The sequence below is a fragment of the Bradyrhizobium lupini genome (assembly GCF_040939785.1).
GTDB lineage: Bacteria > Pseudomonadota > Alphaproteobacteria > Rhizobiales > Xanthobacteraceae > Bradyrhizobium > Bradyrhizobium canariense_D.
The window spans coordinates 1268039-1294656 of sequence record NZ_CP162553.1; the positions used below are offsets into that span (position 1 = coordinate 1268039).

The window sequence follows — 26618 nt, forward strand, 5'->3', positions numbered from 1 at the left end:
GGCTGGCGCCGGAGAGAGATTTCTGGATTGCTTCGCTACGCTCGCAATGACGAGGAAAGAGCGCCCTACTTCACCTCCGCCAGCGCCGCGAGGATGCGGGCCCAGGAACGGATGCCTTTCTGGAAACTGCGGAGGTCGTACTTCTCGTTCGGCGAGTGGATATTGTCGTCGTCGAGGCCGAAACCGACGAGCAGCGAATCCAGCCCAAGCGTACGCTTGAAGTCCGCGACGATCGGGATCGAGGCGCCCGAGCCCATCAACACGGTCTCCTTGCCCCATTCCTCGGTCAGCGCGGTCTTGGCCGCGGCGAGCGGCTTCATGTTCCAGTCGAGCGCAATCGCAGGCCCGGCAGAGTGGTCGCCGAACTCGACCTTGCAGTCTCCCGGAATGCGCGCCGTCACGTACTCACGGAAAGCCTTGCGGGTCTTTTGCGGATCCTGCCCTTCGACCAGTCGGAACGAGACCTTGGCCGAGGCCTGCGACGGGATCACCGTCTTCGAGCCCTCACCGATATAACCGCCCCAGATGCCGTTGACGTCGCAGGTCGGACGCGTGGAAGCTTGCTCGACCAGGAGCCTGCCCTTCTCGCCGGCCGGTATCGATAGCCCAACGGGCTTGAGGAATGTGTCCGGCGTGAAATCGAGCTTCTTCCACTGCGCGAGAATATCCGGCGGCGTGTCCTTCACCCCATCATAGAAGCCCGGAATGGTGATGCGATTGTCGTCGTCGAACAGCGCGCCGAGAATTTTGGTCAGCACCCGGATCGGGTTCATCGCGCTACCGCCGAACACGCCGGAATGCAGGTCGCGATTGGCGGCGGTGATCTTGAGCTCCTCATAGAGCAGGCCGCGCAGCGAGGTCGTGATCGCCGGCGTGTTGCGGTCCCACATGCCGGTGTCGCAGACCAGCACGTAGTCAGCCTTAAACTCGTCCTTGTTGGCTTCGATGAAGGGCACGAAGTTCTTCGAGCCGACTTCTTCCTCGCCTTCGATCAGGAACGTGACGTCGATCGGCAGCGACCCCGTCACCCTCTTCCAGGCGCGGCAGGCCTCGACGAAGGTCATGACCTGGCCCTTGTCGTCCTCGGCGCCGCGCGCCACGATGATCTTGCGACCATCGGCATGGTCGGTCACAACAGGCTCGAATGGCGGACGGTGCCAGAGCTCGAGCGGATCGACGGGCTGCACATCATAGTGGCCGTAGAACAGCACATGCGGACGGCCGCCCGCGACGCTCTTGCCGACGACCGCGGGATGGCCGGCGGTTGGCCTCACTTCAGTGGCAACGCCGAGGCTCGCGATGTCCCTGGCAAGATGCTCGGCCGCCGCCTTGCAATCGGCCGCGAAGGCCGGATCGGCGGAGATCGACTTGATCCGCAACAGCGAGAACAGGCGCTCCAGGCTGTTGTCGAACTCCTTGTCGATGTGGTCGAGCACGGATTGAAGCTGCGCATTTGCCATTGGTCGTATTCCCTGCGTTCGAATCCCAAGACGTCGGGGCTCAAGATGTCTTCTCAAGAACTATCGGCTTTTAGCGCTGCCGCGGCGTTGGGGCCAGCCGCAACCGGCGGATGCCGGATGTGCCATGCGAGACTAGCTGCGAGCACCGCCGTGGCGACGAGGTTGTTGCCCCAGGCCTGCAAGACATTTGGAAACCACGGCAGCGCCAGCAGCATGAGGATGCCGGCGGCGCCAAGGGCGAGCCAGGTTCCCAGGCGCACGTTCGCCCGCTCGTCGAAGGCGGCACGATGCATCAGCACCGTCATCGGGAAGAACAGCCACATGAAGTAGTATTGCCGCGCCAGAGGCGATGCCACCGTCATCAGGCAGAACAGGATGCCGAGTTCCTCGGCGTCCGAGCGCGCCGTGCGCCGCGCTTGCCGTGGCATGACCGCGACGAAGCCGAGTCCGAGCAACGCCGACAGCGCCAGCACGATCCAGTTCGCCGTCCTGTAATCGACGTCGATGACATTCATCGTGCGCGGCGGCTTGCTCGGATCCTCCTGATTGTAGTTGATTGGCCGGACCAGCCGGTGCGTGACAGCAATGAGTGACTGGTTCACCCACGACCAGTTCTGCTCGTCGCGCTGGCCAAATCCTTTTTCCGAACTCGACCCGACCATGCCCTGATACCAGGTCTTGACCTCGGCGGCGTTGCGCTCGAAGCCGCGAATGGGGGCCGGCACGATATAGAGAAGGATGCCGGCGAACGCGACCGTAGCGACGGCGGCTCCCCACTTTCGCCGCCAGACCAGATAGGGCAGCACCGCAATGGGAAACACCTTGATGGCGGCGGCGAGCGCGAACATGAAGCCTGCGAGCCAGGAGCGCTGATGCTGCAAACTCCAGAAGCCGTAGAGCATCATCGCCAGCAAGACGAGGTTCGGCTGGCCAAGATCGAACATGTCGAACACGAAGGTCACGGTGACGAGAGCGGGCAGCGCCTCCAGCCAAGGGCCAGGCGTGCGGCCCGAACCGCTCATGACATTGGAGAGCATCCCGGTGTACCACCACGCCGCAATATTCAGGATCGACAGCACGCTGTAGAGCGCGATCTTGCCGAACCAGCTCGGGACTGCCAGCAGGATCGCCGGCAGCGGTGGGTAGATGAACTCGAAGTACTGGTGGATATCGCCGGGATAGAGCGGCCCACCCTTCAAGACCTGCTGCCCGGCCCAGTACCACAGGCCGTAGTCCTTGGTCTTGCCGTGCCCGAAGATCTCGGGACCAAGGACATCGGCAGCCAGGATGAAGCAGCAGAGCAGGAAGAGCAGGTCGAGTGGCGCACGCAACGACAGGGTTCGGAGTGCGCCGGATCGAACGAAAGATTTAGGTGAGGTCACGATGTGGTCCAGTCAGGGGCCATAGCACCTAGCAGACCAACGAACGCTTGGAGAGTCCTGATCACCCGAATTTGTACCCGCCGCGCACAAGCGGCGGGTTTGCGGAGGAGTTGCCTCAAACGAGGCTTTCTGCCTACCTGCGCAGCAAGCCGCCGAGCGCGCCGCGGACCAGCGTGCGGCCGATCGAGCCACCAAGCTGGCCGGCGACGGACTTGCCGATATTGGCCGCCATCCCCCCGATTACCTGATTGGTGACCGATCGGGTCACGTCGCGGGCGATGACCTGGCCCGTCGAGAGGCGGCCGCGCTTGACGTTCGTGCCGAAGATGGTGCCGACCATCGAGCCGATCTGGCCGAGGATGCCACCGCCTCCAATGCCGCCAGCCGCGCCGGGATCGGCAGTCGCCGCCGTGCCGGCAATGCGCTTCTGGATCATCTCGTAGGCGGACTCTGCATCAACGGCGGTGTCGTATTTGCCCTTCACCGGGCTTGCATCCATGATCGCCTTGCGCTCTTCCGGCGTGATCGGTCCGATCCGGGCCGATGGCGGCCGGATCATCACCCGCTCGACCATCGCCGGCGTGCCATTGCCTTCGAGAAAGGACACCAGCGCCTCGCCCTTGCCGAGCTCCATGATCACCTTGGCGGTGTCGAGCTTCGGGTTGGGGCGGAAGGTCTGGGCCGCAGCGGCGACCGCCTTCTGGTCGCGCGGGGTGAAGGCGCGCAGCGCGTGCTGCACCCGGTTGCCCAATTGTCCGAGCACGCGGTCGGGCACGTCGACCGGGTTTTGAGTCACGAAATAAACGCCGACGCCTTTGGAGCGGATCAGGCGCACCACCTGCTCGATCTTGTCCATCAGCGCCTTGGGCGCGTCGTTGAACAACAGATGCGCCTCGTCGAAGAAGAAGACCAGCTTCGGCTTGGGCAGGTCACCGGCCTCGGGCAGCTCCTCGAACAATTCCGACAGCATCCACAGCAGGAATGTCGCGTAAAGCCGTGGGCTCTGCAGCAGTTTGTCGGCGACGAGGATGTTGACCATGCCGCGGCCGTCGCGGTCGGTCTTCATGAAGTCCTTCAGCGTCAGCGCCGGCTCGCCGAAGAATTTGGTGGCGCCCTGGTTCTCGAGCACCAGAAGCTGGCGCTGGATGGTGCCGACCGTGGCCTTGGTGACATTACCAAAACCCTGCGCCGCCTTCTTGATCTCGGCAAGCGGACTGTCCTCGGCATCCGTCCCCTTCTTGCCCGCATCGGGCACGATGGCATCGAGCAGCGCGCGCAGATCCTTCATGTCGATCAGGGTCAGCCCGTTGTCGTCGGCGACGCGAAAGGCGACGTTGAGCACGCCTTCCTGCACGTCGTTCAGGTCCAGCATACGTGCGAGCAGCAGCGGGCCCATTTCTGTGACGGTCGCACGGACCGGGTGGCCCTGCTCGCCGAACACGTCCCAGAACACCGTCGAGAACTGGTCGGGCTCGAACGTCAGTCCCATCTCGGTGGCGCGCTTGACGATGAAATCCGCGGGCACGCCGACCTCGGAGATGCCCGAGAGGTCGCCCTTGATGTCGGCCGCGAAGACCGGAACACCGGCGCGCGCAAATCCTTCCGCCATAACCTGCAGCGAGACCGTCTTGCCGGTTCCGGTTGCACCTGTGACGAGGCCGTGGCGATTGGCGAACGCCAGCGTCAGCCAAGCCTGCTCGTTTCCTTTACCGACGAAGATTTTGTCGTCGGTATCACCGAGCTTGCTGTCCTGTGCGGTCATTATTCCCTGATCTCTCTGCCCTGTTTCGCATATCGAAACTCGAATGCACAGTTCCGTAGTTTAACGCATGTCGCGCGCTGATTGAAACCATTCAACGCGCTCCGGGCATGCGACATCGTCGGAAATATGCAGGTGGACATCCGCCGAAAGTAGGAAGGACGCATTCGCATCGCGGCATTTTTTTGCCGATTTCATCTCCGCTCTTGCATCACTGCAACACTTCTCGCGCGTTCGAGAATGAATCGGAACGTTGATGGCGTTCATCGCTTGTATTTCACACCACACCGGCTCAAGATCATTTTCGAAAGCAATACTCCGGCATGTGAACCGGCTGAGGGGCGGCCATATGGACGAGCTAATCGGGCGGCTGGCGACAAACGCCAGCATAGATAGTGCTGTCGCCGAAAAGACCGTCGGCATTATCTTGGGCTTCCTCCGCAACGAGGGTCCTTCCGACAGCGTCCAGGTCCTGATCGACCAGATTCCAGGTGCAGAAGCGGCAATCGAGGCATCCGGCACCGGCGGAGGACTGTCGCGGCTGATGGGCGGCGGCCTGATGGCGGTCGGCACGCGCCTGATGGGCCTGGGACTTGGCATGTCCGAGATTCAGAACATCGCCCGTGAACTTTTTCGCTTCGGCCGAGACAAAATCGGAGCGGATCAGATGGGCAAGATCATCGCGGGGACCCCGGGCCTCAGCCAGTTCGCCTGACGCCTGCGCATTTCACATCGAGTATCATGACATATCCGATCTCCGAGATTGAGGGCCTGTCGGCCTTTGCCGCCAACAAGTTGAAGGCGCAGGGTATCCGCACCACCGACGCGCTGCTCGAGGCGGCTTCGACCGTGAAGGGCCGCAAGGCGCTCTCCGTGAAGACCGGCATCAGCGAGCAGTTGCTGCTGGAATGGGCCAACGTCTCCGACTACATGCGCATCCCCGGCATGGGCAGGGCCAAGGTCGGTCTGGTCCGCGCCGCCGGCGTCACCACCGTGCGCGAGCTCGCCTACCGTAACCCGGCAAGGCTCGCCCAGAGCATGCGGGACGCCAACGAGAAGAAAAAGCTGCTCCGCATCCTGCCCTCGGAGAAGTCGGTCGGCGACATCATCGCCAAGGCGAAGAAGCTGCCGCCAAAGATTTCGTATTAGGACTGCTGCTCTCCGCATACGGGGTGGGCGCTACTCTCTCGGCATTGTTTTGCCCGATGAGCAACAATGCATCCCAACTCTGCCGTCATACCCCGCGAAAGCGGGGTATCCAGTACGCCGCGGCTCCTCCGTATCGCGGCACTGTCTCTGGATACTGGATTGCCCGCTTTCGCGGGCAATGACAGCGAGGGTGTGCGACGCCCTGTCCAAACGCTGGCAACCCACGCCTTCCCGTCTTGACTCCCCCTCCCCGACCGCTAAAGCGGGCCGCATGAATGCCTCGCACTCCCCATCCGTCCCGGCGGCCGGTTCAGTCGGGCCTGACGTGCTGCGGACGCTGCTGGAGCGGCCGATCCCGGCGGTGATGGGCGTGCTCAACGTCACCCCGGATTCATTCTCCGACGGCGGCGAATTCATCGCGCCCGAGCAGGCACTCGCGCGGGCGCGGGCGATGATCGAGGTGGGGGTCGACATCATCGATATCGGTGCCGAGTCCACCCGGCCCTACAAGGGCGCCCGGCCGGTCACCGCGGCAGACGAACTGGCCCGGCTCAAGCCGGTGCTATCGGACATCGTGGCGCTCGGCGTGCCGGTCTCGATCGACAGCATGAAGGCGGAAGTGGTGGCCTTTGCGCTCGACCAGGGCGCTGCGATCGCCAACGACGTCTGGGGCCTGCAACGCGACGCCGGCATGGCGCCGCTGGTGGCCGCGAGGAGCGTCCCTGTCATCGTCATGCATAACCGCGACAGGGTCGATCCCGCCATCGACATCATTGCGGACATGAAGGCGTTCTTCCAGCGCTCGCTGGATATCGCGGCACAAGCCGGCATCGCCCGCGACAAGATCGTGCTCGATCCCGGCATCGGCTTCGGCAAGACGGCAGAACAGAGCATGATTGCGCTGGCACGACTTCGCGAGCTCGACATGTTCGGCCTGCCGATCCTCGTTGGTGCCTCGCGAAAACGCTTCATCGCCTCGGTGTCGCCGTCGGAGCCGACCGAGCGGCTCGCCGGCTCGATCGCCGCACATCTGCTCGCCGCACAACGCGGCGCGAAAATCATCCGCACCCACGACGTCGCCGAGACCTTGCAGGCCCTGCGAGTGGCGCACGCAATCGAGAGCAAGCCATGACCGATACGATCTTCGTAACCGGCCTGTCGATCCATGCCCGCCACGGCGTGATGGAGCACGAGACCGAGGTCGGCCAACGCTTTGTCATCGACCTCGAGCTCTATACCGACCTGTCGGAGCCTTCCCGCAGCGACCGGCTCGCCGACACCGTGTCCTACGCCGACGTCGTGGCGACCACCACCGCGGCCTTCAAGAACACCAATTACAAGCTACTGGAGCGCGCGGCCGGCGCGGTGGCCGACGCTATCCTGTCGCACTTTCCGCGCATCCGTGCGGTCAAGATCACCGTGCACAAGCCGCATGCGCCGATCGCCGCGATCTTCGACGACGTCGGCGTCATGCTGACGCGCTCGCGGCACCCCTGACATGGCGAGCGTCCTGATTGCGCTCGGCGGCAATGTCGGCGATGTCCGCGCGACCTTCCAGAAGGCAATCGCCCATATCTGCGGCATGGCGCAGGCCGCTTTGATCGCGCGCTCGTCGGACTATGCGACGCCGCCCTGGGGCGACGAGGACCAGGCTCCCTTCATCAACGCCTGCATCGAGATCGAGACCAGCCTTGATCCGCATGCGCTCCTGTTCGTGATGCAGAAGGTCGAGCAGAAATTCGGCCGCACCCGCGATAAAGAGCGGCGCTGGGGCCCGCGCACGCTCGATCTCGACATGATCGCCTATGACGATGTGTCGATGCAGAAGCCTGACCTGACCCTGCCGCATCCGCGCCTATTCGAGCGCGCCTTTGTGCTGGTGCCGCTGGCCGAGATCGCGCCCGACCGCGTGATCGCAGGCATTCGTGTCCATGACGGTCTCGCCAGCGTCTCGACACAAGGCATTGAGCGGCTTCCGGATACCGGTTAACCAAAAACAACCGTTTGCAGGGACGGCCGGCCGTGGCAATTTCGCCTGCGAACAACAAGATTTTCGGGAGCCCTTCGCCGCATGACCTCCGCGACTGACGACCTGCCGCTGGCGGCGGATTTTCCCAAGGCGACCGTCGAGGACTGGCGCAAGCTGGTCGATGGCGTGCTGAAGGGCGCGCCGTTCGAGAAGCTGGTTGGCAAGACCTATGACGGGATCAAGATCGATCCGCTCTATCCGCGCGCCAAAGGCATTGCGCCCGTGGTGGGACGGCCGGCATCCGCGCCCTGGCAGATCATGCAGCGGATCGACCATCCCGATGCAAGTGCGGCGAATGCACAGGCACTGACCGATCTCGAAAATGGCGCGACGGGGCTGGCGCTGGTGTTCGCCGGCGGCAATGCCGCTCACGGTTTCGGGCTGGAAGCGACCGCGGACGCAGTCGCAAAGATCTTGAAGGACGTCCATCTCGATGCCGGCATCGGCCTCGAGCTCGAGATCGGTCCGCAATCGCGGATGGCGGCGATCCACGTCGCGGAATATGTGAAGAGCAAGGGCATCGATCCCGGGGCCTGCGACATCCGCTTCGGGCTCGATCCGCTCGCGGCCTGCGCGGTGTGGGGCCACAGCCCCTATACCTGGGATGAGATCGTTCCGGCCATCACCGGCGGCGTCAAGGGCCTCGCCGCGCTCGGCTTCAAGGGGCCGTTTGCATCGGCCGACGGACGCGTGATCCACGATGCCGGTGGCTCGGAGGTGCAGGAGCTCGCCTTCGCGCTCGCCTGCGGCGTCGCTTATTTCCGCGCGATCGAGGGCGCGGGCGTTCCGCTGGAGCAGGCGCAGGGCATGGTCTATGCGCGGCTTGCCGCGGATGCAGACCAGTTCCTCACCATGGCAAAATTCCGCGCATTGCGGCTGCTGTGGGCGCGTATCGAGACGGCGTGCGGGCTCACGCCAAAACCGCTGTACATCGCCGCCGATACCGCCTGGCGCATGCTGACGCAGCGCGATCCCTATGTGAACATGCTGCGCGCGACCATGGCGACGTTTGCGGCCGGACTTGCCGGTGCCAACGCGGTCACCGTGCTGCCGCATACGCTGGCGCTCGGCCTGCCCGATCCATTCGCGCGGCGCGTGGCGCGCAATACGCAGCTCGTGCTGCTGGAAGAGAGCAACCTCGCCAAGGTCAGCGATCCCGCGGCAGGCGCAGGCGGCATCGAAACACTGACCGGCCAGCTCTGCGACGCGGCCTGGGCGCTATTCCAGGAGAGCGAGAGAGCCGGCGGCGCCTTCGCTGCGCTTCAGCAGGGCCTGTTCCAGAGCAAGGTCGCGGCCGCGCGAAAAGCCCGCGACGCCAACATCGCAAGACGCCGCGACGTGCTGACCGGCGCCAGCGAGTTTCCGAACCTGCACGAGAACGAGACGACGGTGCTGAAGGCGACGCCGATCGCGCTGGCGCCCTATGGCGAGCAAAAATACAAATTCGACGCACTGCCGCCGATCCGGCTGGCGGAACCGTTCGAGGCGCTGCGGGACAAATCCGATGCGGCCTTGAAGGCACACGGCGCGCGGCCGAAAGTCTTCTTGGCCAATCTCGGCACGCCCGCTGATTTCACGGCGCGCGCGACCTTTGCCAAAAGCCTGTTCGAGACCGGTGGCATCCAGGCCGTCGACAGCCAGGGCTTCGCCGATCCGGCCCAGTTGGCTGCCGCCTTCAAGGCCTCCGGCGCCGGGCTCGCCTGTCTTTGTTCCAGCGACAAGGTTTATGCGGAACACGCCCAAGCCGCGGCGCAGGCCCTGCAAACCGCCGGGGCCCGACTTATCTATCTGGCAGGCCGCCCGACCGATGCCGAGGCGGCGCTGCGTGCAGCCGGCGTCACCGGCTTCGTCTTTGCCGGTGCCGATGCGCTTGCGACGCTGCAAGACACGTATCGACGGATGGAGCAGCCATGACGGAAGCAGGCAAACCCGTTCTCACCGGCGGCTGCCAATGCGGGGCAGTGCGCTTTGGAGTCATGACGGCGCCGAACAGGGTTTCGATCTGCCACTGCCGGATGTGCCAGAAGGCCAGCGGCGCGCCGTTCGCCTCTTTTGCCGACATCAACAAGACGGACTTCGCCTGGACCAAGGGAAAGCCGTCGTTCTTCCGCTCCTCCTCCATCGCCGAGCGCGGCTTTTGCGCCGCCTGCGGCACGCCGCTGAGCTTTGGCCGCATCGACGGCGATCGGATCGAGATCATGACCGGCGCGTTCGACCGCCCGGACCACGTGGTGCCGACGCGGCAGTTCGGCACCGAGTCCCGTCTCGGCTGGGTGGTCGGGATCGCCAATCTTCCAAGCCAGACCACGCAGCAGAATTACGGACCGGAGAAGATGGCGACCATCGTCAGCCATCAGCATCCGGACCATGATTGAGCGCCTATGATATGGTTGAATCCATGAGCCGCATTCCTGATTTCGCAGACATCGCGTTCGAGCGCACCACAAGCGCCGCGCCATCAGGCAGCGCCGAGCCGTGGCTGACGCCCGAGGGCATTCTGGTGAAGTCCGCTTATAGCGAGACCGATCTGGCCGGGCTCGACTTCCTCGAGACTTATCCGGGCATCGCGCCTTATCTGCGCGGCCCCTACCCGACCATGTATGTCAACCAGCCTTGGACCGTCAGGCAATATGCCGGCTTCTCCACCGCGGAGGATTCCAACGCGTTCTACCGCCGCAATCTCGCGGCCGGACAGAAGGGCCTCTCGGTCGCGTTCGATCTCGCCACCCATCGCGGCTATGACAGCGACCATCCGCGCGTCGGCGGCGACGTCGGCATGGCCGGCGTTGCCATCGATTCCATCTACGACATGCGCACGCTGTTTGCGGGCATTCCGCTCGACCAGATGAGCGTGTCCATGACCATGAACGGCGCGGTGCTGCCGATCCTCGCGCTCTACGTTGCGGCCGCCGAGGAACAGGGCGTGCCGCCGGAGAAGCTCTCAGGGACCATTCAGAACGACATTCTGAAAGAGTTCATGGTGCGCAACACCTACATCTATCCGCCCGCGCCTTCGATGCGGATCATCTCGGACATTTTTGCGTATACCTCGCAAAAAATGCCGAAATACAATTCGATCTCGATCTCCGGCTATCACATGCAAGAGGCCGGCGCGACGCAGGACCTCGAGCTCGCCTATACGCTGGCCGACGGCGTCGAATACCTTCGTGCCGGCCTTGCGGCGGGCCTCGATGTCGACCGCTTCGCGCCGCGGCTGTCGTTCTTCTGGGCGACCGGGATGAACTTCTTCATGGAAGTGGCCAAGATGCGCGCCGCGCGGCTGCTCTGGGCGAAGCTGCTGAAGCCTTTCAATCCGAAGGATCCGCGCTCGCTGTCACTGCGCACGCATTGCCAGACATCCGGCTGGTCGCTGACCGCGCAGGACGTCTTCAACAACGTGATGCGCACGACTGTGGAAGCGATGGCGGCGACGCAAGGCCACACCCAGTCGCTGCACACCAATGCGCTCGACGAGGCGCTCGCTTTGCCGACCGACTTTTCGGCGCGCATTGCCCGCAACACGCAGCTCTTCCTGCAGCACGAGAGCGGCACCACCCGCATCATCGATCCCTGGGGCGGCTCGTATTATGTCGAGCGTCTCACCCGCGACCTCGCCGCCAAGGCCTGGGGCCACATCCAGGAGGTCGAGGAGCTCGGGGGTATGGCCAAGGCGATCGAGGCCGGCGTACCGAAGCTGCGCATCGAGGAAGCCTCGGCCAAGACCCAGGCCCGCATCGACGCCGGCAAGCAGGCGGTGATCGGCGTCAACAAATACAAGCCGACGGACGAAGCTCCGATCGATATCCTCAAGGTCGACAATACCAATGTCCGCCGGCTCCAGATCGACAAGCTGACGCGGCTGAAGTCCGAACGCAACCAAAAGGACGTCGAGGCCGCGCTCGCCGCGCTGACGCGCTCGGCGGGCGAAGGCAACGGCAATCTGTTGGCGCTGGCCATCGACGCTGCGCGCGCGAAGGCAACCGTCGGCGAGATCTCGGACGCGATGGAGAAGGTGTTCGGCCGGCACCGCGCCGAGATCAAATCCATCACCGGCGTCTACAAGCGGGAGGCGTCCAGCATGGGTAACCGGGTCGAGAAGGTTCAGGCGCTGATCGACGCCTTCGAGGAGGCGGAAGGCCGCCGTCCGCGCATCCTGGTCGCAAAAATCGGTCAGGACGGTCACGACCGCGGCCAGAAGGTGATCGCGTCGGCCTTCGCCGATATCGGCTTCGACGTCGACATTGGGCCGCTGTTCGCGACCGCCGACGAAGCCGCGCGCCAAGCGGTCGAGAACGACGTCCACATCCTCGGCGTCTCCTCGCTTGCCGCCGCCCACCTCACCGCAGTGCCGGAGCTCAAGGCCGCGCTGAAGAAGCAGGGCCGCGACGACATCATGATCATCGTCGGCGGCGTGGTGCCGCCACAGGATTACGATGCGCTCTACGCGGCCGGCGCGGAAGCCATCTTCCCGCCGGGCACGGTGATCGCGGACGCGGCCGAGGAGCTGATCCGCAAGCTGAACGCCCGGCTCGGGCATAGCGAGGCGGCAGAGTAATTCGGCCGCCGCTCGGCAATCCGCCCATTCTTCACCGAGACCGCCGACAACGACGCCGCCATGACCGCAATGGTGAAGGGGGTGACTGCATCGCTCATGGTCGCAAAGATGAAGCGCGATGCGAGCGCGACTGCGACGACTGGTTCGCGGAATTGAAGCGGAGCCTGCTCAGATGGGCGCGGTGACGTTTGCGTCCTCAACCGAGGCGGGCAAGACTCCCGGCCTCGCCTTCCACTATTCCACGCATGAGGGCCGCGTTGCCCGCAGAGCGCTGGTAGCGCTACCTTGCAGCCGCGCTGCAAAGCCGACTAGAATGTCGCCATAAGACAAGAGCGCCCGACGTCGTGGGCGCCGCTGGGAGGCATTGATGTCCAAGATTACGCGCCGCAGCTTTGCGGCTTCATCTGCCGCAGTCGCGGCATCCGCCGCATTCGGTCTCACACCCGTACGCGCGCAAGCCTATCCAGCGCGGCCCGTCACCGTGATCGTTCCCTGGGGCGCGGGCGGCGGCACTGACGCGACCGCGCGCATTGTCGCAGCGCTTCTGGAGAAGGATCTCGGCCAGCCCTTCAACGTGGTCAATCGCACCGGCGGCTCCGGCGTCGTCGGCCATACCGCGATCGCGACCGCGCAACCTGATGGCTACACCATCGGCATGCTCACCGTCGAAATCTCGATGATGCACTGGCAAGGGCTGACGGAGCTGGCGCCGAAGAGCTACACCCGCTGGCGCTGATGAACGAAGACCCCCCGGGCATCCAGGTCTCCTCCTCCTCGCCCTACAAGACGGTGAAGGAGCTCGCGGAAGCCATCAAGGCGGCCCCTCCCGGCAAGTTCAAGGCCTCCGGCACCGGCCAGGGCGGCATTTGGCATCTGGCGCTGGTCGGCTGGATGCAGGCGATGGGCCTGCCTGCCAACCAGGTCGCCTGGGTGCCGTCCAACGGCGCCGCACCCGCGATGCAGGACCTCGCCGCCGGCGGCCTCGACCTCACCACCTGCTCGGTGCCGGAAGCCCGCGCCATCATCGAGGCCGGCAAGGCCAGGAGCCTTGCTATCATGGCGCCGGCGCGCAATCCCATCTTCAAGGACGTGCCGACGCTGAAGGAGGCGATGGGCATCGACTACGCGACCGGCGCCTGGCGCGGCATCGCCGGGCCGAAGAACCTGCCGCCGGAGATCGCAACGAAGCTCACCGCGGCGCTGCAGAAGGTCTACGACTCCGCCGAGTTCAAGGACTTCATGAGCAATCGCGGCTTCGGCACCGTGTGGGGCGATGCCGGCCAGTTCGCAAGCTTCATGGACAAGGGCGACGCCCAGATGGGCGAAGCGATGAAGGCGGCGGGTCTGAGCAAGGCGTGATCTTGTCACCTCTCCCCGCTTGCGGGGAGAGGTCGAATTTGAGCGCAGCCCAAATTCGGGTGAGGGGGAGTCTCTCCAAGTCCAGCTTTCACCGCCAACGCGGACGCAGCCCCGGACTCCACCCTCTCTCCGTAAGAACGGGGTGAGGGATAAGAAATCTCATAGGATCCTCCCATGCGCCTTCCCGACTCCGTCACGGGATCGTTTCTCGTCGTGCTCGGCACAGCAGCCGCCTATGGCGGCTGGCTGCTGCCGCCGGTGCCCGGGCAGCCGGTCGGCCCCAACGTATTTCCGCTCGTGATCGGCATTGGGCTTGCGCTGTGCGGGCTCGCGATCGTGTTCGGGATCGGTCACACCTTCGAAGAGGCGGAAGAGCTGATCCCGCTCGAGGATGGCCAGGCAGCGGCTGCCCCGCCGCCTCAGGGAAAGTTGTACGGCCTGCGCGCGCTGCTGCCGCCGGCGCTGTTGCTGTTCTACGTGGTCGCGGCCGACCGGCTCGGCTTCATCATCACCGCGGCGATCATGGTCTACGTCACCTCGACCGCGTTGGGGGCAAAGTGGAAGCTGGCGCTGCCGCTCGCAGCGCTGGCGCCGTTCGCCATCCACCTCATCTTCGGCAAGCTGCTGCGCGTGCCGCTTCCCGCCGGCCTGTTGCCGACACCCTGGTGACCCCATGCTGAAAACCCTGATTGAAGCGTTCGCACTGATCTCCACCTGGGAGGTCATCATCGCGATGTTCGCAGCCTCGGTGTACGGGCTCGTGATCGGCTCGCTGCCGGGCCTGTCGGCGACGATGGCAACCGCCCTGCTCGTCCCCGTCACCTTCTATCTCTCGCCGATCGCGGCGATTGCGACCATCGTGGCGGCCTCCTCGATGGCGATCTTCTCCGGCGACATCCCCGGTGCGCTGCTGCGCATCCCCGGCACGCCCGCCTCCGCCGCCTATGCCGACGAGGCTTACGCCATGACCCGGAAGGGACAGGCCGAGTTGGCGCTCGGGGCCGGCGTGTGGTTCTCGGCCGTGGGCGGCATCGCCGGCGTGCTGTCGCTGATGATTCTGGCGCCGCCGCTAGCCGAGATCGCGCTCTCGTTCTCGACCTTCGAGTATTTCTGGCTGGCGCTGCTCGGCCTGATGTGCGCGACGCTGGTGGCGCGCTCCTCGCCGGTGAAGGCGATCGCCGGCATGTTCCTCGGTCTGCTGGTCTCCTGCGTCGGCATCGAAAATCCCGGCGGCGTGCCGCGCTTCACCTTCGGCCTCACCGATCTGTTCGGCGGCATCGAGCCGATCCCCGCGCTGGTCGGCGTGTTCGCGGTCGCCCAGGTGATGCGCGCGATGCTGACGCCCGAGCCGCCGCCGCTGCCGCGGCGCAAATTCGGAAGCATCATGGCCGGTCAGTGGAAGCTGACCAAGAAATACCATTGGCAGATGACGCGCGGGAACATCGTCGGCATCATCATCGGCGTGCTGCCCGGAGCCGGCGCCGACATGGCCGCCTGGGTGTCCTATGCGATGTCGAAGCGCTTCTCCAAGGAACCGGAGAAATTCGGTACCGGCCATGTCGAGGGCCTGGTCGAGGCCGGCGCCAGCAACAATGCCAGCATCGCCTCGGGCTGGGTGCCATCATTACTGTTCGGCATTCCCGGCGACACCATCGCTGCGATCGCGATCGGCGTGCTCTACATGAAGGGGCTCAACCCCGGACCGACGCTGTTCACCGAGAAAGCGTCGAGCATGTACGCGATCTATCTGATGTTCATCATCGCGAACATTTTGATGATCCCGCTCGGCATCGCCATGATCCGGGTTGCCGCCTACATCCTGCTGGCACCGCGCTCCGCCATCATGCCCATCATCATGCTGTGCTGCGCAGTCGGCTCGTTCGCTATCGGCAACAACATGTTCGGCGTCGTCACCGTCGCCGCCTTCGGCGTGATCGGCTATGTCATGGAAGCCAACGGTTATCCCGTCGCCGCGATGGTGCTCGGCATCGTCATGGGCACCATGGTCGAGCAGGCCTTTGTCACTTCGCTGATCAAGTCGGACGGCAGCATTTTGCCGTTTTTCGAGCGCCCCGTGGCCGCGATCCTCGCCGCCATGGCGATCGGGGCGCTGCTGTGGCCGGTGATGGTCTGGGCGTGGCGAAAGCTGAAACCGGTGCGGACCGGAGTGGCGGCGACATCCCGGTGATATCGGGCGGGCGGCCCTCGCCTGCCCCACGCGGGCGTTGTAAAGCAGGGCATGGTTGAGAAAAAGCCTTCACTGGACATCAAATCCCTCGCCCATGACCTTCGCGCCGGCAGCCGCGCGGCGCTGGCGCGGGCCATCACGCTGGTCGAGAGCCGGCGCAGCGACCATCAGGCGCTGGCGCGCGAGCTGGTGCAGATGCTCTTGCCTGACACCGGCAGAGCGCTCCGCGTCGGCATCACCGGCTCGCCCGGCGTCGGCAAATCCACCACCATCGACGCGCTCGGCATCCATCTGATCGAACAGGGTCACAAGATCGCGGTGCTCGCAGTCGATCCGTCCTCAGCCCGCAGCGGCGGCTCGATCCTCGGCGACAAGACGCGGATGGCCCGGCTGTCGGCTTCCGACGATGCCTTCATCCGACCCTCGCCGTCCTCGGGCACGCTCGGCGGCGTCGCGGCCAAGACACGCGAGGCGATGCTGCTGTGCGAGGCGGCCGGCTTCGACGTCGTGCTGGTCGAGACCGTCGGCATCGGCCAGTCCGAGACCGCGGTCTGCGACATGACCGATTTCTTCCTGGCCTTGATGCTGCCAGGCGGCGGCGACGAATTGCAGGGCATCAAGAAGGGCCTGGTCGAGCTCGCCGACATGATCGCGATCAACAAGGCCGACGGCGACAATCTCAAGCGCGCCAACATCACCGCCGCCGATTATCGCGGCGCGCTGCATATCCTGACGCCACGCTCCGAGCACTGGCATCCGCCGGTCGAGACCTATTCGGCGCTGACCGGCGACGGCATCGCGAAGATCTGGCAAAAGGTCCTCGATCATCGCAAGGCCATGAACGCCTCCGGCGATTTCGCCGCGCGGCGGCGCGAGCAGCAGGTGAAGTGGATGTGGTCGATGCTGGAGCAGCGCATGCTGGCGCGGTTGCGCAGCGAGGCGTCGGTGCGGACCAAGGTCCGGAAGATCGAGACCGAGGTGGCCGACGGCCATCTCACGCCGGCGCTCGCCGCCGAAAAAATCCTGGAGTTGCTGCAATGAGCGACAAGCTCCGCGTTCTCCTCACCGCCTTCGGCCCGTTCCCCGGCGCGCCCTACAATCCGACCCAGCCGCTGGTCGCCCGGCTGGTGCAATTGCGCCGTCCCGCACTCGACGATGCCGCGATCTCCAGCCACATCTTCCCAGTCACCTATGCCGCGGTGGACCGGCAATTGCCGGAGGTGCTCGCGAAAGAGAAGCCCGACGCGCTGCTGATGTTCGGCCTCGCCGCACGCACGCCCTATCTGCGCATCGAGAGCCGCGCGCGCAACGCCGTCACCATGCTCTGGCCCGATGCCGCCAACACCCGCTCGAGCAAGCGCGGCATCGCCGGTAATGCGGACGCGCTGATTTTCGGCCCGCACACCGCAAGGCTGCTGCGCGCCGCCCGCCTCACCGGCATCGACGCGCGGCCCTCGCGCGACGCCGGCGCCTATCTCTGCAATTACCTGAGCTGGCGCGCGATCGAAAACGTCAGGGGCGGCGGGCCAAAGCTCGCCGCATTTATCCATATTCCCCTGCTCGCGCGCAGTGGCGCCGTGCGCCGCAAGGGCGCGCCGCGGATCACGCTGGAGGAACTGGTGGACGCCGGGGAAGCGATGCTGATGGAGATGGTACAGTTGGCGCGGAAGGCTCGGAACACGACTGTGTAAACATTTAACCCTACCGCGAACAATCCTCACGGCCCCAGCCGCGCGGTCCCGTTTTTGCGCTACCTAACCGCTGCGGACCCCCGCGTCCGCCGGAGGACGCGTCATGGACCTCAATCGCCGCCATCTCATTGGAGCATCGACCGCAGGCCTCGCCGGCGCGCTCGCGATACCAGCCGACGCCGCGCGTGCGGCGCCGCTGACGTCGCTGCTCGGCCGCGATGCCACGCAATATGGCGTGCGGCCCGGCAGCAGCGAGGATCAGACCCGCGCGCTCCAGCGTGCGATCGACGAGGCTGCGCGGGCGCAGATGCCGCTAGCGCTGCCACCCGGCATCTACCGCAGTGGGTTGCTACGCTTGCCAAATGGCGCGCAACTGATCGGCGTGCGCGGCGCGACAAAATTCGTCTTCACCGGCGGGGCCTCGGCGATCCAGAGCGACGGCTCCGATGCAATCGGCCTTTCCGGCATCACCTTCGACGGCGGCGGCATTCCGCTGCCGACGCGGCGCGGGCTGATCCAGATCCTCGGCGGACGCGACGTCCGCATCACCGATTGCGCGATCACCGGCTCCGGCGGCAGCGGCATCTGGCTCGAGCAGGTCTCCGGCGACATCTCGGGCAACATCTTTACCAACATCGCGGTGACGGCAGTGGTGTCGTTCGATGCCAGGGGTCTCAGCGTCTCCCACAACACCATCACCGGCACCAACGACAACGGCATCGAGATCCTGCGCACGGCCATCGGCGATGACGGCACGCTGGTCACCGATAACCGCATCGAGGACATCAAGGCCGGCCCCGGCGGCTCCGGCCAGTACGGCAACGCCATCAACACGTTCCGCGCCGGCAACGTCATCGTGCGCGGCAATCGCATCAAGAACTGCGATTACTCCGCCGTGCGCGGCAACTCGACCTCGAACATCCACATCACCGGCAACAGCGTTAGCGATGTGCGCGAGGTCGCGCTCTATTCGGAATTCGCTTTCGAGGCCGCGGTGATCGCCAACAACATTGTGGACGGCGCCGCGGTCGGCGTCTCCGTCTGCAATTTCAACGAAGGCGGCCGCATCGCCGTGGTCCAGGGCAACATCATCCGCAATCTGATCCCGAAGCGGCCGATCGGCACCGCGCCGGATGACGATGCCGGCATCGGCATCTACATCGAGGCGGATTCATCTGTCACCGGCAACGTGATCGAGAACGCGCCGTCCTACGGCATCGTCGCCGGCTGGGGCAAATATCTCCGCGACGTCGCGATCACGGGCAACGTGATCCGCAAGGCACTGGCCGGCGTCGGGGTGTCCGTCGTGCCCGGCGCCGGCACCGCGCTCGTCAACAACAACATGATCTCGGAAACCCCGCGCGGCGCCGTGGTCGGGCTCGATCATGCGCGCGCCGTGACGTCCGATCTGTCGGTGGACGGCGCCCAGCGGTTTGCGCAATTGGTGGTCGGCGGGAATGCGGTGCGGCGATAGCTGCCGCTGCTCGCCTCCTCCCGAACGCTAGAACGCGTTCCGCAGCAGTGGATACTTCGCTTCGAGCCCGTCGAGGCTGAAGGTGAACTCAACCAGGCGCTCGGGGGCTGCGACAATTTCGGCTGCCGGCGGAGAGAACTGCGGCAGAAGCGCCGCCATCGCAGCCAGCGCCTTGGGCGCTGCCGTCGCGGCCGGCACCTTGGGCCCCGTCATCGCGACGGGCGCGGTGGGCGGCGCCATGGCAGCCGGCACTTGGAGCGGTGCCATCGGGGCAGGCGCGGCGACCCGCGCGGCCGGGGCTTCGGAGATGTCGGCGAGACCGCCCGGCTTGGGATCGAGCCTGACCGGCACGGCGGTCTCCGGGACGATGTGCACGGCCTTCGGTTGCACTGTCTGCGCCTGCTGCTCGCGCGGAAACATGCGGGGCATGGTCGCCGGCGACCAGCCGAATGCGGGCGACACGCTCGCGGCCGCCGTGGCGACGTCAGCGCCGGTGGCAAGGGCGCGCCAGGTCTGGACGGCGAGCTTCGCTTCCTGGATGTTTTCGAGAAATGCGATCTCGGAGTGATAGCGGCGCCAGCGCCCGGTCTCGAACATCTCGGAGAGATGCACCAGCCGCTGCTCGGCGAGAGCGCACCAGCGTGCCGCAATGTCGCGGCCAATAGCCACGTCGCGAATAGCCTCTTGGCGATGTGTCATAAATCAGCCCGTCAGGAGAAAATACGGACGCGACGCAACGCAACGCACACAGATCAATTTAGACGCGACGTGAATATTTTGTGGAAAAGTTTTGACTTGTCCAGCAACGACGATGTTTTCGTCGCCAAACTCCGTAGTCGTGCGGAGATTCAAGCGGTTTTGGAGTCAAGCTTCGCACAAGCATAGCGCGCTTGCGGCGTGCCGGCGGAGCAGTGGCGATGAGTGAGCCACGATCTCTCAACCGGAAGCTGATCTCGCGCAGGCTTCGAGGGATTGGACGCCCAAAAGAAAAGACCCGTCCGGGGGGACAACCGGACGGGTCGAGCCATATGGGCGCTTGGGGTGGATGGGCGCTCGCGCCTGATATGACTTATGGGGAGGGATAACCGCTCCCACATAATTTGGTCGTGGCAGCGGGCCGAACGTTCAATGCGGCGTTTGATTTTTCAACCTTCGCGCCGCGCGCAAAGTTGTCGGAGCCGCTATCGCGTCGCCGGCCTATCCGCCTGAGAAACCGTGGCTTTATCCTCGGTGCTCGACAACGAGGGTTGCTCTAATGCGCGGATGGCAGGCTCGTCGCGACGCTTCTCGATATCTTCACGTTTTGTTGTACCGGATGCGGCCGCGACCGGCGTCGCGCCGGCGGCGGGAACGGCCATGACCGCGGCAAACGCGTCGGCCTCGCCATCGCCGAACAGATCATCACGCCCGGGTGAACCGAGGTCACGCGCCGTCTTCGCCAGCGTCGTGCGCAGCGCTTCCGGCTTCAAGGCGGAGTTGCGCTCGAGCAGCAGCGCCGCGACGCCGGAGACATAGGCGGCCGAGAACGAGGTGCCCGACGTCATCTGGTATTTGCCGTCAGGCGCCGGCAGGAAGATATCGACGCCGGGGGCCGCGACCGCGATGTAGTTGCCACGGTTGGAGGCGGTGAACAGCCGGTCCTGCTGGTCGGTTGCGCTGACCGCGATCACGTTGGGATTGGCGGCCGGATAGAGCGGCGGCGACTTCGCGCCGGCATTGCCGGCGGCTGCGATCAGCACCAGGCCACGCGCGGCGGTCGCCGCGATGGCCCGCTCGATCACCGCGTCTTTGGGACCGGCAAAGCTCATGTTGACGATCTGCGCGCCGTGCTCGGCGGCATAGTTCAGAGAGCGCAGGATGATGTAGGACGAGCTCTCGGCCCCGCCGGTGGTGCCGCCGAAGGCGCGGATGGCGATGATGCGCGCCTCGGGCGCGCTGCCCATCAGCTTGGCATGCGCCACGATGGCGCCTGCAATGCCGGTGCCATGAATGTGCGGGCCTTCGGCGCTACCGAGCGCATCGAAATTGTCGGCAATGGAATTGGCAAGTTCCGGATGTCGGGCGTCGATGCCGGAGTCGATCACAGCAACCGTCACATTGGCGCCATGCGCGAGAGTATGTGCCTGCGGCAGGCGGAGCTTGGCCAGCGCATATTGCGCGGGATCTCCCTCGGTCGGCACCGACGATTTCTGGTCCTGAAGCAGGTAGCGGAAGTTCGGCTGGACCGAACGCACGCTGCCGTCGGCCGCGAATTCACGCCGCACCCTCGCGGAGGGCCGGCCGTCGGTGATGCGGAACAGTCCGAACGTCGCCCCGATCAGCGGAAAATTCTCGGAGGACACGCGCGTCAGGCCATGGCGACGCGCAAGCTCGTCGGCCTCGGTCGACGACAGCCCGCCATCGATCTCGGCGACGAATTCGTCGGCGAAGGTACGCAAATCCGCGGCGACGGGCGCGTTGTTGCCGCGCCGCTTTCCGGCGGTCTTCTTGCCCGATTTGCCCGAGCCATCGCCGCCTGCGTTCTGCTGCGCCAGGCATTCGCCGGCGGCGTCGCGATCGGGCGCGGTACAGGCGGGATAGAGGTTCGGGGAGTAGCGCGCATAAGGCAGCACCGGCGTCGGCCCCATCCGCGCCGAAATCCTCGTCGTCACGATCGGACCGGGACCGCGGCCGACGGCCACCGCTCTGGCTGCAACGCCCGGACTGACGCGTGCGGCGATGCCAGGAGAAATGGTCGGCATTCGGGAGGGGACGCTGATCGTCGGCGTGCGCATGATCGCCTGCGCCTGCGCAACCTCGACGCCGAGACAGGCGGCGAGCAAAAGCGCGGCTGCGACCGACGAAGCGCAGACCCCGGCTCTTACTCCACTTTCGGACTTGCGCGTCATCAGCTTGGAAGCGCCTTACGGCGCCGCGACGGCGAGGTTGACGAACTTCTCGCGCTGCATCTTGCCAAGCAGCGAGTTGAGTTCGTCACGGCTCATCGCCTTGTCGAACTGGAGGCGGAACATGCCGCCCTTGGCATCACCGATGATCGAAGCCTGGTAGCCGTCGAGCAATGCGGTGATGTCGGCGACGCGCGCCTCGGGCGTGAAGCGTACCAGCGCGCGCGCTGGCGGGACGGTCGTGCCGAGGTCGCGTGTGATCGGAGCGCTGGTCGAAAGCGAAGCAGTCTGGAAGGTCGCAGTCTGGGTCTGCGTCAACACCGCGCCGATGATTCCGGCTTGCAGCACGAGGGCCATGGCGCCAAGGCTCGCCGACCAGGCGAGAGTGCGCGGCGACAGGCTCGCAAAGAAGGTGGCGATGCGCGCCGACAGCGGCAGCGAACCGGCCGCCCGCGCGGGCTCGGCGTCGATCGCCGCGAACAGCTTCTGCATCGCGCGCGCCGACGGAGCACCCAGGCTCTCGTTCAGATGAATGGTCTCTTCATACTCGCCGCGGATCGCGGCATATTGCTTCGCGAGCTCGGGATCGCGCGCTAGCGCCTCGTCGACGCGGCGCGCATCGCGCGGGTTCAGCGTGCCGGCGGCGTGCCACGGCAGCAGCAGTTCAATTTCACCGGGCTCTTGCTCCAGCATCTTCTTGCTCAAAGCCATCATGGCCAGCCTCGCTCAATGCCGGCTGCCTTCAGCAGTTCGGCCAATTTCTTGCGCGCATAGAACAAGCGCGTCTTCACAGTGTTCTCCGGGATGCCAACGATTTCGGCCACCTCTTCCACGGATTTCTCGTGGTAGTAGACGAGATCGACGATTTCCCGATGATCCGGCGAGAGGCCCGTCAGACACTCCCGCAACGCTTCACTGGTATCCTTCTTCTGCACCGCCGTTTCCGGATTGTCGGACGTGTCCTCGATCGCGTTCGCGGCGTCGTCGTCCAACTCAAAATCCTTCCTGCGCCGAAGCGCAGACAGGGCCTTGAATCGGGTAATGGCCAGCAGCCAGGTGGAAACGGCGGATCGGCCCTCGAACTTGCCGGCTTGACGCCAGACGTCGAGAAATACCTCACTGATGAGGTCTTCCGCCGCCTGCTCGTCCCGCACGAGCCGAAGGCCGAACCGATACACCCTGACATGGTGCCGCCCGTACAGCACCTGCATGGCGAGCCGGTCGCCTTGAGCGATCCTGGCGATCAGGATCTCGTCCGAAGCCGCTTGTGTCACGCTCAAAGGCCGTCTCGCAAGATTGGTCGGGTCGATGCGGCAGACGGTTCGACGGGAGGGGTAAAATTGTTCAGCCTACCGCAGTCATACGGGAGGCTGTGTGATCTACCCCACATACGCGAAATTTCCTTTTGCCACCCGCGGCTGGGCGCCGCGCTCAAGAACGGTAACATAGTAATGAAGCACTTTCCTGAGCAATGCCGTCCAGCATAGAGGGGCCGACGTGCATGGAACCTTAGCAGCCTAGCACGACATATGTCTTCCGAAGCCCTGCTTTGGCTCGACCGCGTCGCACACGACGCCTCATGGCCGGCAAATTCCTCGGCCGCTCGACGTCCCCGCTCCTGCGCTGCACAGCGTGGATTCGGTTTCGAAGGATACCAAACCTAAAGGCTTGCCACGTAGATTTTTGGGCTGACATCCACCATTGGGCGGGACCATGAGCACGGCTGCGACGTCCTTTCCCGAGAGGAATGCCGCTGAGGCCGCGGATCTCGCCCTGACGACCGCGGCTGCGGCACCCGAGGTCCTGGCGCGCCGGATCCGGCAGCGGCGCCAGATGTATGTCGGCCAGGTGGCGAGCTACTCGCTCGGCGCCTCCGTCCTGCTGCTCTACGCCTATGACGGCGTCATCTCCATGGGCGTTCCGTCACTGTTCTGGCTCGGCGGCCTTCTGACCATCGGAACCTTCACCGTGCTGTCGGAAGCGGGCTTCGGCGACCGGTTCGAGGATCATTACCTCACCGTCTTCCAGATCTCGGCGCATATGTCGCTGCAGCTGCTGTTCCTGCTCGCGGTGCCGACAGTCGGAGTTGCGTTCCTTGCCGTGCTGTTTCTGATCTTCGCCTTCGGCACGCTTCGTATGACATCGAGCCAGGCGATGCTCACCTGGGGCCTCGCCACTTGCGGGCTCGCCTTGGTCTTCCTCGCCTCGGACTTGCCAATCGGACTGCCGGTTACGACCCAGCTGCAACGGGCCGCCTCGATGCTGTGCTTCGTGCTGGTGATTGGCCAGTGCGCCTTCCTCGGCCTGTTCGGCGCCACGCTGCGCAAGATCCTGTACCGGCGCAGCATCGAGCTGAAGGCCGCCTATCAGCGCATCGAGGAGCTGGCGGAGCTCGACGAACTCACCGGCTCCTACAACCGCCGCTGCATCATGCGGCTTCTCGACGCCGAGATCGAAAAATCGCGGCAGACATCGACCCCTTGCGCGATCGCACTCATCGATCTCGACTGGTTCAAGCGCATCAACGACGCCCATGGCCATCCCGTCGGCGACGAGGTGCTGCGCACCTTCGCAATCACCATTTTCGCCAACATCCGCCCGGCCGACTGCTTCGGCCGCTACGGCGGCGAGGAATTCTTGCTGCTGCTGCCGGGGACGGACGGCGATGCGGCATCGCGCACGCTCGATCGGCTGCGCGGCATCGTCGCCGATCTGGACTGGAGCGCATTCTCCCCGGGCATGCGCGTGACCATTTCCGCGGGCGTCGTGACGCTGCGCGACAACGATACCGCCGACACGTTTCTCGTGCGCGCCGATAGCGCGCTCTATTCCGCCAAGGCACAGGGGCGCAACCGCATTGCAACCAGCTGATCAATCCATTTTCTCCCGGCGCGACCGAAGCCGCTGCCGGGCCGAACGCGCCAGGACAGGGCAATGAGATCTAAATCCGCCAAATCATCCGAGAATCTGCTCGAGGAATTGCAAACCGCGCTCTCGCACGGCACCGTCGCGCACCGGGTCGAGACGCTGCGCCGCGTCACAGATCTCTTCGTGGGCAACGCCTCGGACTATTCCGACGACCACGTTCGTGTGTTCGATGACGTGTTCCAATGCCTGATCGAGCAGATCGAGACGTCCGCCAAGGCGCTGCTCGCCGACCGCCTCGCACCGATCGCGGCTGCGCCGCCGAAGATCATCCGCACGCTCGCGCTCGACGAGGTGATTGAGGTTTCCGGCCCGGTGCTGTCGAAATCCGAACGGCTGGACGAGGAGATCCTGATCGAGATCGCGCGCACCAGGGGTCAAGCCCATCTCAAGGCGATCTCGCTACGGCGGGTGCTGTCGGAAGCGCTGACCGACGTGCTGGTGACCCGCGGCGACGAGGACGTGGTGCAATCGACCGTCAGCAATCCGGGTGCGCAACTGTCGGAGGGAAGTCTCGCCGACCTCGTGACCCGCGCCGAGCGTGACGACGACCTCGCCAGTTGCATCGGCCTGCGGCCCGACTTGCCCCGCCATCATTATTTGAAGCTGGTCGCAAAGGCCTCCTTGGCCGTGCGCAGGAAGCTGGAGGCCGCGCACCCCGAGTTCGCGGACGACGTGTCCAGCGTGGTCCAGGAAGCGGCCCAGCGAATCCGCGCCGCCAGCATGACCAGGCAGACCGAGAGGGCGCGCGCGCTGGTGAAGTCGCTGCATGAGGACGGCCGCCTCACCGAGCTCCAGGTCGCCACCTTCGCGGAGCAGGGCAAGTTCGACGAGACCAATGCGGGGCTCGCGGCGCTTGCGGGCGTCGCAGTCGAGACCGCCGAGACCATGATGATCGAAAGCCGGATCGAGGGCGTGATGATCCTCGCCAAGGTCGCGGCCATGCAATGGTCGAGCGTCCGCGCCATCATTGCCCTGCGCGAGAAGCTCTCAGGCGGCTCGCAGACCGACATGCTGACGCTACGCGACGCTTACGAGGCGCTGCGCAGCTCGACCGCGCAGCAGGTGCTGCGCTTCCACCGCATGCAGCAGGGCGCGACGCCGGCGGCGTGAAGCCGGCGAGCTAGTAGCGTAGGACCCTCGCCCCCACGAGCGCGCCAATTGCCGCCACCAACGCGGTGGCGAGCGTGTACCAGGTCGCGACGAACAGCGGCGAGTCGTCGGTGCAGTGTGAAGCGTACAGCGTCGCGGCGAGCCCGGCCGACACCAGGCCGGCGAGAGCCCCGGCGAGCGCCGGATGGGACGGCGCGCCGTGACGCAGGCCGAACAGGGCCCCAGCAAGCAGCGGCAGCGACATCGCAGGGATTGCGAACAGGCATACCCTGGAATTCTTGCCCACCAGTCGCATCGTCATCGGCATGGCCGGCGCCATCATCGCCTCGCTGCCGATCGCCACCGCGAGCAGCCCGACCGGCAGCAGCAGTAGCCAGCCCCAGCCACGCAGCAAGGCCTCGGGACGCGACAGATGCAGGCTGACGATGATCGCCGGGATCGCGAGCGACAGCGTGACCGCGAACTTCATGTCGAAGAACGGGTTGTGCATCGCGCTCATCACGTCGTGACGCACACCGAGAAAGGTGGCGAAGATCAGGATCGACAGCGGCGCAGCGACCAGCAGCGCCATGGTCAGCACCGCGCCGACGCGCGGCGGACGATGGGCGTTGTCGGCCGCGAGCGAGCGAATGAGTTGATCGGTGTCCAT

General features: G+C 65.2%; 23 protein-coding genes and 1 pseudogene. 16 read left to right on the forward strand and 8 right to left on the reverse strand.

The window, feature by feature from the left end; genetic code table 11:
* Positions 1-65 precede the first annotated feature (65 nt).
* The 3 genes from AB3L03_RS06400 to AB3L03_RS06410 all read right to left on the reverse strand — a co-directional run bounded on the left by AB3L03_RS06400 (position 66) and on the right by AB3L03_RS06410 (position 4604).
* The gene (locus AB3L03_RS06400; protein ID WP_368508361.1) at positions 66-1460 is read right to left on the reverse strand and encodes a M20/M25/M40 family metallo-hydrolase; all 1395 of its coding nucleotides are present in this window, start codon (positions 1458-1460) and stop codon (positions 66-68) included.
* A 53-nt stretch (positions 1461-1513) separates the two neighbouring features.
* Positions 1514-2842, reverse strand: a complete 1329-nt coding sequence (locus AB3L03_RS06405) for a glycosyltransferase family 87 protein (protein ID WP_247456206.1) — start codon at positions 2840-2842, stop codon at positions 1514-1516.
* 133 nt (positions 2843-2975) lie between these two features.
* Positions 2976-4604 carry a helicase HerA-like domain-containing protein gene (locus AB3L03_RS06410; protein ID WP_085362366.1) on the reverse strand — a complete coding sequence of 543 codons (1629 nt, stop codon included), beginning with the start codon at positions 4602-4604 and terminating at the stop codon, positions 2976-2978.
* A gap of 346 nt (positions 4605-4950) precedes the next feature.
* On the opposite strand from AB3L03_RS06410, the gene AB3L03_RS06415 reads away from it, so the two are divergent.
* From AB3L03_RS06415 to AB3L03_RS06480, 14 genes and pseudogenes are all read left to right on the forward strand, one after another.
* Complete coding sequence (locus AB3L03_RS06415) at positions 4951-5316, forward strand: hypothetical protein (protein ID WP_018456871.1); 366 nt, start codon at positions 4951-4953, stop codon at positions 5314-5316.
* Between the two features lie 26 nt (positions 5317-5342).
* Positions 5343-5750 (forward strand): DUF4332 domain-containing protein, encoded by a 408-nt coding sequence (locus tag AB3L03_RS06420; protein ID WP_018456872.1) that lies wholly within the window; start codon positions 5343-5345, stop codon positions 5748-5750.
* 271 nt (positions 5751-6021) lie between these two features.
* Positions 6022-6882, forward strand: coding sequence for a dihydropteroate synthase (gene folP, locus AB3L03_RS06425; RefSeq protein ID WP_247394557.1), 861 nt, complete (start codon positions 6022-6024; stop codon positions 6880-6882).
* A complete protein-coding gene (gene folB / locus AB3L03_RS06430; RefSeq protein WP_018456874.1) occupies positions 6879-7247 on the forward strand; it encodes a dihydroneopterin aldolase in 369 nt (122 codons plus the stop codon). Before folP ends, folB begins: the two co-directional genes overlap by 4 nt.
* 1 nt (position 7248) lies before the next feature.
* The gene (folK, locus tag AB3L03_RS06435) at positions 7249-7740 is read left to right on the forward strand and encodes a 2-amino-4-hydroxy-6-hydroxymethyldihydropteridine diphosphokinase (RefSeq protein WP_018456875.1); all 492 of its coding nucleotides are present in this window, start codon (positions 7249-7251) and stop codon (positions 7738-7740) included.
* Between the two features lie 81 nt (positions 7741-7821).
* A complete protein-coding gene (locus tag AB3L03_RS06440) occupies positions 7822-9693 on the forward strand; it encodes a methylmalonyl-CoA mutase family protein (RefSeq protein ID WP_368508362.1) in 1872 nt (623 codons plus the stop codon).
* A complete protein-coding gene (locus AB3L03_RS06445; protein WP_007608185.1) occupies positions 9690-10154 on the forward strand; it encodes a GFA family protein in 465 nt (154 codons plus the stop codon). The genes AB3L03_RS06440 and AB3L03_RS06445 overlap by 4 nt, the downstream gene beginning before the upstream one ends.
* Before the next feature lie 23 nt (positions 10155-10177).
* Positions 10178-12334 carry a methylmalonyl-CoA mutase gene (gene scpA, locus AB3L03_RS06450; RefSeq protein ID WP_204510679.1) on the forward strand — a complete coding sequence of 719 codons (2157 nt, stop codon included), beginning with the start codon at positions 10178-10180 and terminating at the stop codon, positions 12332-12334.
* Positions 12335-12701: 367 nt separating this feature from the next.
* Positions 12702-13693 (forward strand): annotated as a pseudogene (locus AB3L03_RS06455) (tripartite tricarboxylate transporter substrate binding protein).
* Positions 13694-13867: 174 nt separating this feature from the next.
* A complete protein-coding gene (locus AB3L03_RS06460; RefSeq protein ID WP_007608177.1) occupies positions 13868-14362 on the forward strand; it encodes a tripartite tricarboxylate transporter TctB family protein in 495 nt (164 codons plus the stop codon).
* Between the two features lie 4 nt (positions 14363-14366).
* A complete protein-coding gene (locus tag AB3L03_RS06465) occupies positions 14367-15881 on the forward strand; it encodes a tripartite tricarboxylate transporter permease (protein ID WP_018456882.1) in 1515 nt (504 codons plus the stop codon).
* Between the two features lie 51 nt (positions 15882-15932).
* Positions 15933-16922, forward strand: a complete 990-nt coding sequence (meaB, locus tag AB3L03_RS06470) for a methylmalonyl Co-A mutase-associated GTPase MeaB (RefSeq protein WP_018456883.1) — start codon at positions 15933-15935, stop codon at positions 16920-16922.
* A complete protein-coding gene (locus AB3L03_RS06475) occupies positions 16919-17572 on the forward strand; it encodes a pyroglutamyl-peptidase I (RefSeq protein ID WP_018456884.1) in 654 nt (217 codons plus the stop codon). Before meaB ends, AB3L03_RS06475 begins: the two co-directional genes overlap by 4 nt.
* Positions 17573-17675: 103 nt before the next feature.
* Positions 17676-19046: a TIGR03808 family TAT-translocated repetitive protein gene (locus AB3L03_RS06480; RefSeq protein WP_204510678.1), complete on the forward strand. Its 1371-nt coding sequence runs from the start codon at positions 17676-17678 to the stop codon at positions 19044-19046.
* A gap of 27 nt (positions 19047-19073) precedes the next feature.
* Here AB3L03_RS06480 and AB3L03_RS06485 read toward each other — a convergent pair whose 3' ends face one another.
* From AB3L03_RS06485 to AB3L03_RS06500, 4 genes are all read right to left on the reverse strand, one after another.
* Positions 19074-19715 (reverse strand): TIGR03809 family protein, encoded by a 642-nt coding sequence (locus AB3L03_RS06485; RefSeq protein WP_204513910.1) that lies wholly within the window; start codon positions 19713-19715, stop codon positions 19074-19076.
* Between the two features lie 512 nt (positions 19716-20227).
* A complete protein-coding gene (locus AB3L03_RS06490; RefSeq protein ID WP_204510677.1) occupies positions 20228-21934 on the reverse strand; it encodes a S8 family serine peptidase in 1707 nt (568 codons plus the stop codon).
* A 15-nt stretch (positions 21935-21949) separates the two neighbouring features.
* Entirely contained in the window at positions 21950-22645 is a 696-nt protein-coding gene (locus tag AB3L03_RS06495) for a hypothetical protein (RefSeq protein WP_026233260.1), read from the reverse strand.
* Positions 22642-23211: a sigma-70 family RNA polymerase sigma factor gene (locus tag AB3L03_RS06500; RefSeq protein ID WP_007593582.1), complete on the reverse strand. Its 570-nt coding sequence runs from the start codon at positions 23209-23211 to the stop codon at positions 22642-22644. The genes AB3L03_RS06495 and AB3L03_RS06500 overlap by 4 nt, the downstream gene beginning before the upstream one ends.
* Positions 23212-23644: 433 nt before the next feature.
* Between AB3L03_RS06500 and AB3L03_RS06505 the strand changes: the two genes are divergently transcribed.
* Positions 23645-24802 carry a GGDEF domain-containing protein gene (locus AB3L03_RS06505; protein WP_018456889.1) on the forward strand — a complete coding sequence of 386 codons (1158 nt, stop codon included), beginning with the start codon at positions 23645-23647 and terminating at the stop codon, positions 24800-24802.
* 63 nt (positions 24803-24865) lie between these two features.
* Positions 24866-25969 carry a DUF2336 domain-containing protein gene (locus AB3L03_RS06510; RefSeq protein WP_026233261.1) on the forward strand — a complete coding sequence of 368 codons (1104 nt, stop codon included), beginning with the start codon at positions 24866-24868 and terminating at the stop codon, positions 25967-25969.
* 10 nt (positions 25970-25979) lie between these two features.
* On the opposite strand, the gene AB3L03_RS06515 is transcribed toward AB3L03_RS06510, so the two are convergent.
* Entirely contained in the window at positions 25980-26618 is a 639-nt protein-coding gene (locus tag AB3L03_RS06515) for an NrsF family protein (protein WP_018456891.1), read from the reverse strand.

Excerpts from the sequence above, each read along its gene's own strand:
- AB3L03_RS06400 (WP_368508361.1), bottom strand. The coding sequence starts at position 1,460 with ATGGCAAATGCGCAGCTTCAATCCGTGCTCGACCACATCGACAAGGAG.
- AB3L03_RS06410 (WP_085362366.1), bottom strand. The coding sequence starts at position 4,604 with ATGACCGCACAGGACAGCAAGCTCGGTGATACCGACGACAAAATCTTC.
- AB3L03_RS06415 (WP_018456871.1), top strand. The coding sequence starts at position 4,951 with ATGGACGAGCTAATCGGGCGGCTGGCGACAAACGCCAGCATAGATAGT.
- AB3L03_RS06420 (WP_018456872.1), top strand. The coding sequence starts at position 5,343 with ATGACATATCCGATCTCCGAGATTGAGGGCCTGTCGGCCTTTGCCGCC.
- folP (WP_247394557.1), top strand. The coding sequence starts at position 6,022 with ATGAATGCCTCGCACTCCCCATCCGTCCCGGCGGCCGGTTCAGTCGGG.
- folB (WP_018456874.1), top strand. The coding sequence starts at position 6,879 with ATGACCGATACGATCTTCGTAACCGGCCTGTCGATCCATGCCCGCCAC.
- folK (WP_018456875.1), top strand. The coding sequence starts at position 7,249 with ATGGCGAGCGTCCTGATTGCGCTCGGCGGCAATGTCGGCGATGTCCGC.
- AB3L03_RS06440 (WP_368508362.1), top strand. The coding sequence starts at position 7,822 with ATGACCTCCGCGACTGACGACCTGCCGCTGGCGGCGGATTTTCCCAAG.
- AB3L03_RS06445 (WP_007608185.1), top strand. The coding sequence starts at position 9,690 with ATGACGGAAGCAGGCAAACCCGTTCTCACCGGCGGCTGCCAATGCGGG.
- scpA (WP_204510679.1), top strand. The coding sequence starts at position 10,178 with ATGAGCCGCATTCCTGATTTCGCAGACATCGCGTTCGAGCGCACCACA.
- AB3L03_RS06460 (WP_007608177.1), top strand. The coding sequence starts at position 13,868 with ATGCGCCTTCCCGACTCCGTCACGGGATCGTTTCTCGTCGTGCTCGGC.
- AB3L03_RS06465 (WP_018456882.1), top strand. The coding sequence starts at position 14,367 with ATGCTGAAAACCCTGATTGAAGCGTTCGCACTGATCTCCACCTGGGAG.
- meaB (WP_018456883.1), top strand. The coding sequence starts at position 15,933 with ATGGTTGAGAAAAAGCCTTCACTGGACATCAAATCCCTCGCCCATGAC.
- AB3L03_RS06475 (WP_018456884.1), top strand. The coding sequence starts at position 16,919 with ATGAGCGACAAGCTCCGCGTTCTCCTCACCGCCTTCGGCCCGTTCCCC.
- AB3L03_RS06480 (WP_204510678.1), top strand. The coding sequence starts at position 17,676 with ATGGACCTCAATCGCCGCCATCTCATTGGAGCATCGACCGCAGGCCTC.
- AB3L03_RS06490 (WP_204510677.1), bottom strand. The coding sequence starts at position 21,934 with ATGACGCGCAAGTCCGAAAGTGGAGTAAGAGCCGGGGTCTGCGCTTCG.
- AB3L03_RS06495 (WP_026233260.1), bottom strand. The coding sequence starts at position 22,645 with ATGATGGCTTTGAGCAAGAAGATGCTGGAGCAAGAGCCCGGTGAAATT.
- AB3L03_RS06505 (WP_018456889.1), top strand. The coding sequence starts at position 23,645 with ATGAGCACGGCTGCGACGTCCTTTCCCGAGAGGAATGCCGCTGAGGCC.
- AB3L03_RS06510 (WP_026233261.1), top strand. The coding sequence starts at position 24,866 with ATGAGATCTAAATCCGCCAAATCATCCGAGAATCTGCTCGAGGAATTG.
- AB3L03_RS06515 (WP_018456891.1), bottom strand. The coding sequence starts at position 26,618 with ATGGACACCGATCAACTCATTCGCTCGCTCGCGGCCGACAACGCCCAT.